This window comes from Acidisoma sp. PAMC 29798 (assembly GCF_030252425.1).
In the GTDB taxonomy this organism is placed as follows: Bacteria; Pseudomonadota; Alphaproteobacteria; order Acetobacterales; family Acetobacteraceae; genus Acidisoma; species Acidisoma cladoniae.
Genome location: NZ_CP126994.1, coordinates 1,640,435 through 1,654,096 on the forward strand (window position 1 = coordinate 1,640,435; position 13,662 = coordinate 1,654,096).

12 protein-coding genes are annotated in these 13,662 nt (G+C 65.4%); 2 read left to right on the plus strand and 10 right to left on the minus strand.

Translation table 11 applies throughout. The annotated features are described in order from the left end of the window. Positions 1 to 60 precede the first annotated feature (60 nt). Genes QP803_RS07855 through QP803_RS07870 form a run of 4 tightly spaced genes read right to left on the minus strand, consistent with a single transcriptional unit; the run spans position 61 to position 4,307 of the window. Complete coding sequence (locus QP803_RS07855; RefSeq protein ID WP_284947225.1) at positions 61 to 1,929, minus strand: monovalent cation:proton antiporter-2 (CPA2) family protein; 1,869 nt, start codon at positions 1,927 to 1,929, stop codon at positions 61 to 63. A gap of 4 nt (positions 1,930 to 1,933) precedes the next feature. Continuing rightward, positions 1,934 to 2,626 carry an NAD(P)H-dependent oxidoreductase gene (locus QP803_RS07860; RefSeq protein ID WP_284947226.1) on the minus strand — a complete coding sequence of 231 codons (693 nt, stop codon included), beginning with the start codon at positions 2,624 to 2,626 and terminating at the stop codon, positions 1,934 to 1,936. Positions 2,627 to 2,658: 32 nt separating this feature from the next. Beyond that, the gene (locus QP803_RS07865; RefSeq protein ID WP_284947227.1) at positions 2,659 to 3,723 is read right to left on the minus strand and encodes a DMT family transporter; all 1,065 of its coding nucleotides are present in this window, start codon (positions 3,721 to 3,723) and stop codon (positions 2,659 to 2,661) included. A 5-nt stretch (positions 3,724 to 3,728) separates the two neighbouring features. Next, a complete protein-coding gene (locus tag QP803_RS07870; RefSeq protein ID WP_284947228.1) occupies positions 3,729 to 4,307 on the minus strand; it encodes a YqaA family protein in 579 nt (192 codons plus the stop codon). 141 nt (positions 4,308 to 4,448) lie between these two features. On the opposite strand from QP803_RS07870, the gene QP803_RS07875 reads away from it, so the two are divergent. Both QP803_RS07875 and QP803_RS07880 read left to right on the plus strand, forming a co-directional pair. Beyond that, positions 4,449 to 4,940, plus strand: a complete 492-nt coding sequence (locus QP803_RS07875) for a hypothetical protein (RefSeq protein ID WP_284947229.1) — start codon at positions 4,449 to 4,451, stop codon at positions 4,938 to 4,940. A gap of 14 nt (positions 4,941 to 4,954) precedes the next feature. After that, a complete protein-coding gene (locus QP803_RS07880; protein ID WP_284947230.1) occupies positions 4,955 to 5,911 on the plus strand; it encodes an SDR family oxidoreductase in 957 nt (318 codons plus the stop codon). Here QP803_RS07880 and QP803_RS07885 read toward each other — a convergent pair. The 6 genes from QP803_RS07885 to QP803_RS07910 all read right to left on the minus strand — a co-directional run bounded on the left by QP803_RS07885 (position 5,898) and on the right by QP803_RS07910 (position 13,649). Continuing rightward, positions 5,898 to 7,586 (minus strand): diguanylate cyclase, encoded by a 1,689-nt coding sequence (locus QP803_RS07885; RefSeq protein WP_284947231.1) that lies wholly within the window; start codon positions 7,584 to 7,586, stop codon positions 5,898 to 5,900. The genes QP803_RS07880 and QP803_RS07885 overlap by 14 nt on opposite strands. Then, positions 7,583 to 7,975, minus strand: coding sequence for a response regulator (locus QP803_RS07890; RefSeq protein ID WP_284947232.1), 393 nt, complete (start codon positions 7,973 to 7,975; stop codon positions 7,583 to 7,585). Before QP803_RS07890 ends, QP803_RS07885 begins: the two co-directional genes overlap by 4 nt. 3 nt (positions 7,976 to 7,978) lie before the next feature. Next, positions 7,979 to 10,336 carry an ATP-binding response regulator gene (locus tag QP803_RS07895; RefSeq protein WP_284947233.1) on the minus strand — a complete coding sequence of 786 codons (2,358 nt, stop codon included), beginning with the start codon at positions 10,334 to 10,336 and terminating at the stop codon, positions 7,979 to 7,981. 357 nt (positions 10,337 to 10,693) lie between these two features. Beyond that, positions 10,694 to 11,542, minus strand: a complete 849-nt coding sequence (locus QP803_RS07900; RefSeq protein ID WP_284947234.1) for an SDR family NAD(P)-dependent oxidoreductase — start codon at positions 11,540 to 11,542, stop codon at positions 10,694 to 10,696. Next, entirely contained in the window at positions 11,542 to 12,462 is a 921-nt protein-coding gene (argF, locus tag QP803_RS07905) for an ornithine carbamoyltransferase (protein WP_434082898.1), read from the minus strand. Before argF ends, QP803_RS07900 begins: the two co-directional genes overlap by 1 nt. Next, entirely contained in the window at positions 12,459 to 13,649 is a 1,191-nt protein-coding gene (locus QP803_RS07910) for an aspartate aminotransferase family protein (RefSeq protein WP_284947235.1), read from the minus strand. Before QP803_RS07910 ends, argF begins: the two co-directional genes overlap by 4 nt. Positions 13,650 to 13,662 lie beyond the last annotated feature (13 nt).

Here is a 13,662-nt window from a genome sequence, read left to right on the forward strand (position 1 = left end):
GGCGGACAACGCTCCGCTCATCCGCCCTACGAAACGACGAAACGTGGTTTCGCCGGTGCGCTAATCCGCCGCGTCGTCGACTGCCTTTTCTCGGCGGGCGGAGGCCGTGTCCCAACCGCCGTCGGTCTCAGAAATCCGGCCGCCACCGATCTCCGCCGCCATCAGCTTCTCGAACGTCGCGAAACTCTGGCGGGAGGCGAGCACGAACCCTTCCTCGTCACCCCATAGCGGCCGAAGCTTGGTGAACAGCTTGTGGTCATGGCGGCGGAACAGCGCCGCCGCCCGATGCGCCTGATTGGCGCGCATGCCCAGATGCTCCAGCGCCATGCGCCCGATCGACAGACTCGCTTCGAACGTCTCGCGCTCGACCTCATGCGCGCCATGTTCCAGCAAGTCATAGGCGTGCCGCCGGTCCCAGGCGCGGGCGAGGATGATGAGGTTGGGGAAAGCCTGCCGCGCCGTCTCCACCAGTTCGAGCGCCTTCTCCCGGTCGTCGATCGCCACAATGAGCAGCTTCGCCTGGCCCGCACCCGCCGCCTGAAGCAGGTCGAGCCGTGAGGCATCGCCGTATTGCACGCGGCGGCCGAATTTGCGCAGCAGGCTGATCTGGTTGGTGCTGACGTCGAGAACCGAGGTACGAAACCCGTTGGCATCGATCAACCGGCCGGCGATCTGGCCGAATCGCCCATAGCCCGCGACCAGCACATCGGGCATGGCGTCGAAGGCGTCATTCTCTGGCGTCGGCCCGTCCATGCCCCCGGGCGCCGTCATCAGCCGCTCATGCAGCAGGAAGACGAGCGGCGTCAGCACCATGGACACGGCGACGATGGCGTTGAGCATCCGGCCCAACTCGGCCGGCAAGACATGGGCGGTGATGACGAAGCCCACCAGCACGAAGGCGAATTCGCCGCCCTGGCAGAGGGCAACGCCGACCATGCGGGCGTCCGACAGCGTGAGGTGGAACAGCCGGCCGAGCGCCGTCATCGCAGCACCTTTGATGGCCATCAAACCGACCGTGACACCTAGGATCAGGAAGGGATGACGCGCGACGAGGCCGAAATCGAGACTTGCGCCCACCGTAATGAAGAACAGGCCGAGCAGGATGCCGCGAAACGGCTCGATGTCCGATTCCAGTTCGCGGCGGAACTCGTTTTCGGCGAGCATGACGCCGGCCAGGAAGGCGCCCAAAGCCGGGGAGACGCCCACGAGCTGCATCAGGGCGGTGACGCCGATCACCAGCAGCAGGGCGGTGGCGGTGAAAATCTCCCGCAGGCGGGCGGCGGCGATGAAACGGAACACCGGCGCGGTGAGGTAGCGGCCACCGGCGATGATGGCGGCGACGGCGGCGAGCACGGCCAGCGCATGCGCCCAGCCATGCAGGCCGTTCGCCTGGCCAGGGATTGTGACCTTCATGACAGCGAGCAACGGCAGCAGGACCAGCAAGGGAATGACGGCCAGATCTTGGAACAGCAGAACGCCGAAGGCGGCGTTGCCGACCGGGCCACGGCGCAGCCCCTTTTCCTCCAAGGTCGAGAGCACGATGGCGGTGGAGGACATCGCCAGGATGGCGCCGCAGGCCAGCGCCTGCTGCCAGGGCAGGCCGAGCAGAATGGCCGCCAGCGCCAGGCATAGCCCGATGCCGATGAGCTGCGCCGCGCCGAGGCCGAAGATCGCCGCGCGCATGGACCACAGCAGCGCCGGCCGCACCTCCAGTCCGATCAGGAACAGCAGGATGACGACGCCGAACTCGGCGAACCCCATGACGTCGGCCTGATTGCCCACCAGATGAAGGGCGAAGGGGCCGATGATGGCGCCGGCGATGAGATAGCCGAGCACCGAGCCGAGCCCGGCGCGCTTGGCGATCGGCACGGCAATGACGCTGGCGGCGAGATAGACCAATGCTTGGATCAGGACCTTGTCGGTATCCATGCCCTCAGCCCCTGACCAAGGTCGGCGCTGGATGATGCACGGGCGCGGGCTGCTCGGGCTGCGCGGTGGCCTCGATCAGCGCCTCCAACCGGGCGCGATACGCTTCGGCCGCTGCGCGACGACCGCGTTCGTCGAGTTGAATCGAGTCATGCACGATAAAGGGCGGCGTCCAGACCAGGCCGCACAGATGCGCCGTCGCTTCCAGGGGACGCAGCAACTCCTCCATCGAAAAGCGGTTCATGCCTTCGGGGTGATAGTCCGTCGTGCTGCCGCCTGCGGTGATCACACAGAGCAGCGTCTTGCCCTGCAACTTGGTGCCGCCGCGACCATGCGCGAAGCCATGGAGCAGGACCATGTCCAGCCACTCCTTCAGCAGCGCGGGCGTGGAATACCAATACATCGGGAATTGCAGCACGATCAGGCGATGCGCCACCAGGCGCTTCTGATCGCCGGCAACATCAATCAGGAAGTCGGGGTAGTCCTGGTAAAGATCATGCAGCGTCACCTGATCGTGGTCGTGGACGGCGGCGATCAACGCCGCGTTCACGCGCGACCGATGGAGCGCGGGATGCGCCAACACGAGCAAGGCGGCGCGTGAGGGCGGCGGCGTTGACGCGACAAGGGATGGTGCAGGCCGCGCCACGGTGCGGCGTTCGGCTTTCCTCCGCGTCAGGCGTTTCAGCAAGCCGATGGCCAAGGTCAGGGTCTCTTTCGTGCTGATGGGACGGGTCAGGCGTGGTCGTGATGGCGGTGTCGATGATGCAGATCGGGGTAGTGCGGGTGCCGGTGGATCATCGGCCGATGCGTATGGGGGTGGCTGTGCGGCTCCCCCGCCGGAACATCAGGTGCGTGCTCATGGTCGTGATGGGCATCATGACCATGAGCGTGGTCATGCTGCATAGTCTCATGTGCATGCTCATGCTCATGGCGCTCCGCCAAGTGCAGATAGAGGCCGAGGGCCATCAGGGCCGCCGCGAGGATGAGGCGCGTCGTTATTGGCTCGCCGAATAGGCTGACGGCGATGATGGCGCCGATAAAGGGCGCCAGCGAGAAATAGGCCCCGGTGCGGGCGGCGCCGAGGCCCCGCAACGCGCGCATGAACATCACCAAGCTGGCGCCATAGCCGAGGAAGCCGAGCGCCCCGGCTTCGATGACGGGCCTGAGACCGGGCCAGCTCGCCCCATGGATCAGCGCGAGACCAAGATTGGCAGTGCCGGCGACGAGCCCTTTGATCATGGCTATGAGCACGGGGTCCGCCGCACTCAGCCGTCGGCTGAGATTGTTGTCGATGCCCCAGGCCAGACAGGCACCGAGGATGAGAAGCGTGCCCCAGCTGCCGCCCAGCGTACCGCTGTGCCAGGACAGCAAGGCAGCGCCTGCGATGGTGGCGCCGGCCCCGAGCACGATGCGGCGGTCGGCATTTTCATGAAAGACCAGCCAGGCAATCAGCATCGTCGCGATAGCCTCGGCGTTCAGCAGCAGGGATGCGGTCGCGGCCGGCGTCTGCCGCAGGCCCAGCATCAGCAGCAGCGGCCCGAGCGCCCCGCCCAGCAGCACCACTGCGCCAAGCCATGGCAGGTCCGCCCGGCTGAGGGGCGCCTCGGCGGCCGGCCCATGCGTCAGGCCACGCCGTGCGAGGCTCAGAACTGCCAAGCCGACGCCCGAGCCGAGGTAGAGCAAACCTGCCAGCAGCCAAGGGTCCACGTCACCCAGCAGCCGTTTGGCGAAGGGCGTGCTCGCACCGAACAGCATGGCGGCGGCCAAAGCGGGGGCGGCAGCGGTGAAGGACCCCATGTCGGTTACAGGAACGCCAGGGCGACGAAGCCACCGACCGCGCCGACGGCGATCAGGCTGGTCACCAGGAGCAGGCGCGTTTCGATAAAGTCGCGGGCCCTGGTTCCAAAGTGGCGGATCACCAAAGCCACCAGGAAGAAGCGCCCACCCCGCGTGACGAGGCTCGCCGCCATGAACTGCCAGACGCTGAACTTCGCTGCGCCTGCCGCGATGGTGACGATCTTGTACGGGATCGGCGTCAGGCCCTTGAGCAGGATAAGAGCGACGCCGTACTGCGCGAATCTGTCGCGAAAGGTCTGGAAGGCATGATCCATGTGGTAGAAATGGATCACCGGCAGCGCCAGCCGGTCGAAGACCGCATAGCCGATGAGGTAGCCGAGGGCGCCGCCCGCGACACTGCCGATGGTGCAGATGAGGGCGTAGAACCAAATGCGCTCGCGCCGCGCTAGGCCCATCGCTGCAAGCATGGCATCAGGCGCGACTGGAAAGACGCTGGCTTCCGCGAAGGCGATGCCCGCGAGATACCAGGCTGCATGGCGATGGGCGGCCAACGCCAGGATACGGTCGTACACGCGTCTCAACATGGCTGATACGGTCTCGCCCAAAGCGGAGCACTTGCCATGGCGACGCCCGCCCTTCAACAGAGGAGCCGCGTCCGCGCCCCAGCGGAATGCTCATAAGCTTTTCACTCTTAGAGCGTTATGACGAACGTCACGAGGAAGATCATGCACCATCCGCACGCGACCCGGCCGACCGCCGTTCGGCTAGGCACCACCTTGCTCGCGACGGCCGTCCTTGTGGCCGTTTCCGGTCTGGCATTGAAGGCCGATGCCGCGTCTGCCGGCCCGCCCCATGCCTGGCTCTATGGTGTCTGGGCCGGTGGGATCTTTCCCGCGCCGCCGAATATGTCGCCGGACGAATGCCGCGCGCATGTCACCTTCCAGGTCTCGCAGGATTCGGTGTTGCACAGCACGCTCATGCATCCCGAACCCATCCAGAATGCCATCGCGGCGGTGCGCGGCACGCCGGACGGCACCATCTTCACCCTGGCGCCCACGGATGCGAAGCCGGACGCAATCGCCGGTATCTCGGACGATTTGGGCTTCGGTTGCCCGCAACCCGATACGCTTCGGGTGGTGAAGACCGGACCGGACGAGATTTCCTTCCCAGACTGCACCGGCTTTCCGAGCCCCCTGGTGCGGTGCTCGATGAAGTAGGCTGATGCAGTAGCATGGCGCAGCTCGTCATCATCACAGGCGGCTCGTCCGGCATCGGCCGCTGTGCGGCCGGTGTCTTCGCCGCCGCCGGCTGGCGCGTCGGCTTGATCGCCCGCGGGGCGGCGGGATTGGCGGCAGCGGCCGAGGATGTGCGCGCCGCCGGCGGGCTCGCGGCCATCGCTGTCGCCGATGTCACAGACAGCGAGGCGCTATCGGCCGCGACGGACGCAATCGAGGCGGCGCTCGGCCCCGTCGATGTCTGGATCAATGCCGCCGGTAACGGCGTCTATGGCCGCTTCGCCGATGTCTCGGAAGCGGAGTTCCGCCAGGTGACCGAGGTGACCTATCTCGGCACCGTCAATGGCGCGCGCGTCGCCCTGGCCCGCATGCGGCCCCGCAATCGCGGCACCATCGTCAATGTCTGTTCGGGCGTCGTGTTTCACGGCCTGCCGCTGATGACGTCCTATTCCGGCGCCAAGGCAGCGGTGCGGGCCTTCGGCCAGGCCTTGCGCGTCGAACTGGCTTTCGAGCACAGCCGCATTCGCGTCAGCACGGTGTTCCCGCCGGCGGTGAACACGCCGTTCTTTCATCATGCCATCAGCCATATGGGCTGGCCTGCCCGCCCGGTGCCCCCGGTCTATCAGCCGGCGGTCGTCGCACGTGGGCTGCTGATGGCCGCGACGACCGGACGCGCGGAAATGACGATTAGCGGCACAGTCGCCTGTTTCGCGTTGCTGAGCCGCCTGGCCCCGGTCTGGACCGGCAAGGTCATCGAGCGTCTGGGAATCGACGGGCATCTGGTGCGCGATGGCAGCGCGGGCCCGGTGCCATGCCCCACGGTCTTCGCCCCCTCCGGCGACGCTTCGACCGTGCATGGCGCTTTCGGTCGCCGTGCGCGGCGCTGGAGTTCACAGATGGCGTTGCGTCGCCTGTTCAACAGGCTGGCGCGGCGGGCCGTCAATCGGCCGTGAACCAGGCCCGCGATTGCAGTTCGATCGTGACGCGGTCGCGCCCTTCGCGCTTGGCGGTATAGAGCGCGCGGTCGGCGGCGTTGATAAGGGTTTCGGCGGCTTCCCGGCCGTTGCTACCGGCCACGCCTGCACTAAGCGTCACCGTGAAGGGCCGCCGATCCGATTCGAAGGGCAGGGCGCGGAACCGCTGCCGGATCTTTTCGACGACATCTTTGGCGTCGCTCGGTGAGGTGTCGAGCAGAAGGGCCGCGAACTCCTCCCCACCATAGCGCCCGATGACGTCGCTTTTCCGCAGACAGGTGATCAGCGTGCGCGCGAGGGCGCGGATGACCCGGTCGCCGACAAGATGGCCGAAGGTGTCGTTGACCTTCTTGAAATGATCGAGATCGAGAAGCACGAGGCTGAGTTCGCTCTTGGAGCGGCGACTGCGATCGAGTTCCCGCACCAGCCGATCCTTGAACCGGCTGTGATTGAGCAGACCGGTCAGGCTGTCTCGCTCCATCACCTTGCGCAAGGCGCGGGCCCGCTCGGCCCGCAGCCGCACCATCTGCACCAGCTTATCGAGATCGACGGGCTTGGCGATGAAATCGTCGCCGCTGAGGGTCCGCGCCACCAATTGGCGCGCACGATCCTGCTCCGCCGACAGGAAAACGATCGGCAAGAACAAATGCCGTCGGGTCTGGCGGATGACGCGGGCGAGATCGATTCCATCGATCCCCGGCATCTGCAAATCCATCAGAACGAGGTCGTGCTGACCGGCGGACAGGGCCGAGAAGGCGAGATCGGACTGCGACACCACCGTCACCTGCATGCCGCTGCGCTGAAGCGCCTGGGCATAGGCCTCGCCGAGCATCACGTCGTCATCCACGACCAGGATCGAAAACGGCGTCTCGAACATCCGGCCGGCCAGTTCGTCCAGCCAGTCGGCGAGTTCGTCGGAATCGAGAGGGCGGCCGAGAACGGCGGTGGCGCCGGCCCGCGACGCCGCGAGACGACGCTCGAATGAGACCTCCTGCGTGATCAGCAGCACGGGACAAAGCGCTGCGATTCTTTGGCAAAATTCAAGCGAGGGATCTGCGGTGTCATCGATGATCGCGCAGGCGAGGCCGGCTTCCGGCACAGCCTCGCTGGGCGCCAGCCGCATCACGGCGTAACCCAGCAGGCCGACGATCGCCAGGATTTCGCCGCTGGAGGTATCATCGACCACAATGCCGATCGCCAGATCGGTGCTCCGCGCGGGCTCGATGATGTCGGAGTAGCGCGGGCGCGCCGTCACACCCTCCATCGGGCCCTGAAGCCAGGCCGTGCGGAGTTGGTCGATCAAAAGCGACGCAAGTTCGATCTGATTGGGCGTGACGGCCCCGGCCTCGGCCATGCCGGCGAACAGCAATTCCAGTGGCGCTGCGGCTGCCGAAACGGCGGGGTAGCCGAAGGTACCCCCGGACCCCACCACGCGATGAATATCCTGGGCGAGGGCGCGGAGGTCGCTGGTCAACGTCCCCGCCACGCGAGCCGCTTCACTCGGCGGGATGGCGCCATCAGACGCCGCCAGCGCCGCCTGAAGCCGGCTCCATGTCGATACAGTCGATTCGATGCGGATGCCCAGGCTTTGCGCGCCAGCGGCCCGCAACCGGCTGAAGGAATCGGATGGGCCGGAGGGCAAGGAATGGCTCATCCCCGCTGCCGCTCCCAGATGCCGCGCACCAAGTCTGACAGCGCCATTGGGTCGAACGGCTTTGCGATCACGTCCAGAGCACCCATCGCCATGTAGCGGGCGACCTCTTGCGGTTGAACCTTGGCGGTCATGAAGATCGCTGGAGCATTCTTGAGTGCCGGGATGGCATGCAGGCCGATCAGGGTGGTCGGTCCATCCATGCCCGGCATCATCACGTCCAAGAGCAGCATCTGCGGCTCGAAATCGGCCGCTGCCGCAATCGCCTGCGCGCCCGACTCGAAACCCGCAACGGTAAAGCCGCCGAGGGTCTCCAGCGCGAAGGTCGCGACCGAGCGGATGTCGGCGTCGTCTTCGACATAGAGAATGCGGCTGAGCGTCACGTTTGCCATCGCCTAACGCGCCTCTATCTCAGGAGAGCGGTGCCGGATGAGGCCCGCGATGATGTCCCGCAGGGCGACATTGTCCGTCCGGCTCTTCACCAGCGCCGCTGACACCCGCGCGGCGATGGCGGAATCGGAATCGCTCGCGGAAAAGATCAGGATCGGCGGCGGATCGGACAGGCGGCGGATCGCATCGATCAGATCGAGGCCCGAGCCGTCCGGCAGGGAGACATCGAGGATGACGAGGGAGAAGGTCCGTTCCGCCAAAGCGCGGCGGCCTTCCGACAGGCTGGGTGCCTGCACGACCTCGGCCTCGTTGCCGATGACGGCTGCGACGATCTTGAAGATATCCGGATCGTCCTCAACGTGAAGCACGGCGTTCATGGCCGGGTTGGCGCCGGTGCCCTGTGCCAATGCCCGGCGGATCGCATGGCGGAGCCGGTCCTGGTCGATCGGCTTGTCGATCCAGTCGACCACGGAGAAGGCGTCGCCGTTCAAGTCGCGTCGCGCGGTGTCCGTGACGGCTGAGACGATGACGACCGGAAGGTCATGCGTGGCGGGTTTCGCCCGGATACGACGGAACAGGGCCAGGCCGTCCTCATCGGGCAAGAGAACATCCAAGGTCATGACATCGAAACGGGTCGTCGCGAGCAGCGCCTCGGCTTCGCGAGCCGTATGGGCAGTTTGAACCTGCCAACCCTGCATCTCCAACATGAAGCCGAGAAGACGCGCGACATCGTAATCGTCCTCGACGATCAGGATCCGCCGCCTGTCCACAGGCGCGGCCTCGTCGTCCACGAGCGGCGCTTCGGCCCCGATGGCAGGCGTATGACGACAGGGAAGGGTGAACCAGAAGCGGGTGCCGCCATCCTCTGGCACATCGAAGCCGATGGTGCCGCCATGCTGCTCGACGATGGCCTTGCTGATGCTCAGGCCGAGACCGGTGCCGCCTTTCTGGCGACGGTCGCTTGAATCCGCCTGGGCGAATCGCTGGAAAATGCGAGCGCGGAACTCGTCGGGGATGCCGGCTCCATGGTCGCGCACGCTGATGCGGATATGGTCCGGCTGCGCCGTCATGGTGATATCGACGACGCCGCCGATCGGGGAGAATTTGGCGGCGTTAGAGAGCAGATTGGCCATGATCTGTTGCACGCGCGCGGCATCGGCACGCACTTCCGTCAGAGGCGGTAGGTCGATTGTCGTTTGGAAGGTGACGCCGAAAGGCGCCGCATAGGCACGGTTCGCCTCGACCGCCTGCTGCACGATCGCATGGGCCGGAAGCATGTCGTATTGGAAATCCATTCGCCCGGATTCGATTTTCTCGATGTCGAGGATGTCGTTTACGAGATGGACGAGCCGGGCGCTGTTGTTATGCGCGATTTCCACGAACTGGCGCACCTTGGGGGACAATTCCCCGGCCGCGCCGGAGATGAGCAGGCCAAGCGACCCGCGAATCGAGGTGAGGGGCGTCCGCAATTCGTGGCTGACCGTGGAGACGAACTCGTTCTTGAGCTGCGACAGCCGATGCCGCTCGGTCGCGTCGCGCAGGATGCAGACCGTTTCATCCGCCAATTCGCCGGCGCCATCGCCCACCGAGATATCGCCGGGGAAGCGGGTGCCATCGCCACGGATGCCGAAGACTTCGGTCGCGCCGCCGGCCAGACCCGCGATCCGTGCGGCCGCCGGGTGGCCCACAAGCGCGGTATTCGGCAGCCCGAACAGCAAAGATGACGCACGGTTCGCCAAGCGGACCGCGCCATCTGGACCGATGAGAAGGATGGCATCTGTCGCATGATCGAGGATCGACTGCAGGCGCCGCCGCACAGTGTTGATCTCGGCATGAGATGCCGCGAGTGCGCCGCGGCTTGTCTGCAGGTCTTGGATCTTTTCCCGACCCTGCTCCAGGCTTCGCTGGAAGATCCACAATGCGAAAATCGCCAGAATGCCCGCAACCAACAGCGCAATCAGCAGAAACGTGTTGATAGCGCGCGAGAGCGCCGTATACGCGTCGGTTCGTTTATCGAGCAACCGACGCTCGTTCTCGATCATCGAGGTCATGGCGCGGAGGAGAACGATGCGCCGCGCCGATGCCGCTTTGACGATCACAACTGTCGATGCGTCGGAATACGACGCTTGGCCGAGCGATGACCGCAAGCCTGAGGTCAGCGAATCCACGTCCGCTTTGATCGCTGTTGCACGCGCATGCTGCTCGGGATTGTCGGACGTCATTGTCGCGAGCAAGGCCACGTCACCTTCAAGCGCCGTCGCGTCTCGGCTGAAATCTTGACGCGCGTCGGGTGACAAGGACAGACCGAGCAAAAGGGCGTTCCGCCCCAAAACGACCTGGTAAAGAACGAGTTGAGTTTTCATCAGACGTTCAACGACGTTGTAGCTTTGCTGCACCCAGCGGAGTTGCTCGGCGGATCTGCGGCTGAGAAAGTTTGCGGACAGGGCTGCCGACGCGAGCAACGCGCCAATCAGAATCGTGCCCAGTATGGTTGCGGGCCGGCCGGTTACACGGAGTTTCTGCAAGATCATAAGGGGAGGGGCCTAGTGGTCCGTTTCCGACATTTGCATCCGCTTGCGGTAACCACTGTAGCAAATGCCGGAATCAAAGGACCACTGGCAACTCTATAATTCCAGTGGATCTTTTGAATGTGACATTTGAGCACGAGGATGCGGCAGGCGCATCTTCTGCGCTCAGACTGTGGCGGGATGCCCGTCTATTCAAATAGACCTGCTCAGAAGCAATGCAGTTTCCTTGTCAACTCTGGCGACCAATTCAGGGTCGAGCGCCCGGTGATTGGGTCGCGCCTGACCGCGCCGCTTAATATAAATACCAGTCCTACCATCGAGTTCGGGTGACAGACACGCAAAGAGCGGCGGCGCCGCACCGCGCTCCTCCGACAGGGAGAACGGAGCCATGAGCCGCCATGCGAGACCGGCGACGCCGCCGTGGCGGACGATTCTGGTCGCGACCAGACCGGGATGCACAACGTTCACCGTTACAGTGGTGTGCCGCAGTCGTTCCGCAAGCGCAAAACTTTCTATCATGAGCGCGAGCTTCGACTGTGCATAGGCGCGCACCATGCTCCAGCCATGAGTGAGTTCCAGATTCTCAGGGTCGATCTCTGCCCGGTCGGAGCTTGAGGAGCCGATCATGACCACGCGCGCACGCGGCGCGGCCTGAAGCGCCGGCAGCAGTGTCTGCGTCAACAAGATCGGCGATAGCAGGTTCGTCGCCACCGTCGTCTCATGCCCCTCTGCCGTCACCACCCGGCGTGGACAGAGCGCGCCGGCGTTGTTCACCAACAGGTCCAATGTGGGCATGTCGCGGAGGATCGCCGCACCAAGCGCACGCGTCTCAGCGAGCGATGACAGATCCGTGATGTGAAGCTGGGTTTGCGCTCCCGGCACTCGCGCGGCGATCCAGGCCTGGGTTGCCTCTCCGCGCTCGCGGTTGCGGCCGACCATGATGACGCGGTGGCCGGCGGCCGCAAGGCCCATGGCAATCCAGCGCCCGATGCCGCTTGTGGCCCCTGTGACGACGGCGGTCTTCAGAGGGGGTGTCGCCATCAGTCGGAGGCGCCGAGCGCCCAGGCGAGAATACCTTTTTGGGCGTGCAGCCTGTTCTCCGCTTCCTCGAACACCACGGATTGCGGCCCGTCGATCACGCCGGCCGTCACTTCCTCGCCGCGATGGGCGGGCAGGCAATGCATGAAGATCGCGTCCGGTGCCGCCTGGGCCATCAGCCGCTCGGTCACCCGAAACGGTGCCAGCAGATTGTGGCGGTTCTCGCCCTCGGTATCCGCCATGCTGACCCAGGTATCGGTGATGACGCATCGCGCATCCGCCACCGCCGCTTCTGGGTCACTGCCCACTTCCACGCGCGCCCCCTGTGATCGCGCCCAGGCCAGCAACTCGGCCGAGGGCGCGAGTTCCGGCGGCGTGGCCAGACGCAGGACGAAGCCGAACCGGGCCGAAGCCTCGATCCAGCTGCGCGCGACGTTATTGCCATCACCGCACCAGGCGATGACCTGATCCTCGATCGGGCCGCGCAGTTCTTCGAAGGTCAGGATATCGGCCATGATCTGGCAGGGATGAGACGCTTCGGTGAGGCCGTTAATGACCGGAACGGTCGCATACTGCGCGAGCTCGTGCAGCTTGGCTGAGCGGTCGGTGCGCATCATGATGCCATCGACATAGCGGGACAGCACGCGCGCCGTATCGGCCACCGTCTCGCCGCGCCCGAGTTGCATGTCATGCCCCAGCAAGATCACCGGATCACCACCGAGTTCGCGGATCGCGACCTCGAAGCTCACGCGCGTGCGGGTGCTCGGCTTCTCGAAGATCAGCGCCACGGACTTGCCGGTCAGCGGCCGGGCATGGTCCCGCCGCCGACCTTTGCAGGTGGCGGCGGTCTCCAGGATGTGGCGCAGCGTCCCCGCGTCGATATCCTTGAGGTCGAGGAAATGCCTCGGGGCCGCCAGTGTCACTGGGCGGCGACCTTGGACTCGGCGAAATGTGCGGCCGCGCGGCGCAGCATACCAACGGCCGCCTCGCAGTCGGACACCGACACGATCAGGGGTGGCGCCAGACGCAGCACATTGTCACCGGCCGCGACTGTCAACAGGCCGGCGCCGAGGCAGGCGGCCTGCATGTCGGTATTCGGCACGCTCAGCTTCAGACCGAGCAGAAAGCCGTGCCCGCGCACATCCTGAATGACGGAGGGGAAGTCGCGCGCCAGCGCTTCCAACTGGGTGCGCAGCATGGCCGCCCGCCGCTCGACATCCGGCAGGAAATCGGGCTGCAGCATCACGTCCAGCACCGCATTGCCCGCCGTGCAGGCGAGGGGACTGCCGCCGAAGGTGGTGCCATGCGTGCCGGGGCGCATGTTCTTCGCCACCGCTTCGGTCGTCAGCACCGCGCCCATGGGGAAGCCGCCGCCGATACCCTTGGCGAGCGACATCACGTCCGGTGTCATCGTCGTCCATTGATGGGCGAACAGCTTGCCGGTGCGGCCCATGCCGGTCTGGACTTCGTCAAGGCCGAGCAGCAGGCCGAACTCGTCACAGGCGGCGCGCAACCCTTGCAGGAAGCCTTCATTGGCCGAGCGGATGCCGCCTTCGCCCTGGATCGGCTCGACGATGATGCCCGCCGTCTCAGGCCCGATAGCATCGCGCAAGGCGTTCAGGTTGTTGAACGGCACATGGTCAAAACCATCCACCGGCGGGCCATAGCCCTTCAGATAGTTGGCGTTGCCGGTGGCGGAGATCATCGCCAGTGTGCGGCCATGGAAGGCGCCGTCGAAACAGATGATACGCCAACGCTCGGGGTGGCCCGCTTCCGCCTGGGCCTTGCGGATCATCTTCACCATGCCCTCATTCGCTTCCGCACCCGAATTGCAGAAGAAGACGCTGTCGGCAAAGCTGTTCTCAACGAAGCGCGCCGCCAGAGTCTCGGCTTGCGGGACCCGATAGAGATTGGACACATGAATGACGCGTGCCGCTTGCTCCGCAATGGCGCTGGTCAGAACCGGATGGCCATGGCCGAGGGAGGAAGTCGCGATGCCCGCGCCAAAATCGAGGAATCGTCGCCCGTCCGCCGTGAACAGCCAAGCGCCTTCGCCGCGCTCGAACGCGACGTCAGCACGGTTGTAGTTGGGCATAAGGGCAGGAATCATGGCAACTTTCCTG

Excerpts from the sequence above, each read along its gene's own strand:
- QP803_RS07855 (WP_284947225.1), bottom strand. The coding sequence starts at position 1,929 with ATGGATACCGACAAGGTCCTGATCCAAGCATTGGTCTATCTCGCCGCC.
- QP803_RS07865 (WP_284947227.1), bottom strand. The coding sequence starts at position 3,723 with ATGGGGTCCTTCACCGCTGCCGCCCCCGCTTTGGCCGCCGCCATGCTG.
- QP803_RS07870 (WP_284947228.1), bottom strand. The coding sequence starts at position 4,307 with ATGTTGAGACGCGTGTACGACCGTATCCTGGCGTTGGCCGCCCATCGC.
- QP803_RS07875 (WP_284947229.1), top strand. The coding sequence starts at position 4,449 with ATGCACCATCCGCACGCGACCCGGCCGACCGCCGTTCGGCTAGGCACC.
- QP803_RS07880 (WP_284947230.1), top strand. The coding sequence starts at position 4,955 with ATGGCGCAGCTCGTCATCATCACAGGCGGCTCGTCCGGCATCGGCCGC.
- QP803_RS07885 (WP_284947231.1), bottom strand. The coding sequence starts at position 7,586 with ATGAGCCATTCCTTGCCCTCCGGCCCATCCGATTCCTTCAGCCGGTTG.
- QP803_RS07890 (WP_284947232.1), bottom strand. The coding sequence starts at position 7,975 with ATGGCAAACGTGACGCTCAGCCGCATTCTCTATGTCGAAGACGACGCC.
- QP803_RS07895 (WP_284947233.1), bottom strand. The coding sequence starts at position 10,336 with ATGAAAACTCAACTCGTTCTTTACCAGGTCGTTTTGGGGCGGAACGCC.
- QP803_RS07900 (WP_284947234.1), bottom strand. The coding sequence starts at position 11,542 with ATGGCGACACCCCCTCTGAAGACCGCCGTCGTCACAGGGGCCACAAGC.
- QP803_RS07910 (WP_284947235.1), bottom strand. The coding sequence starts at position 13,649 with ATGATTCCTGCCCTTATGCCCAACTACAACCGTGCTGACGTCGCGTTC.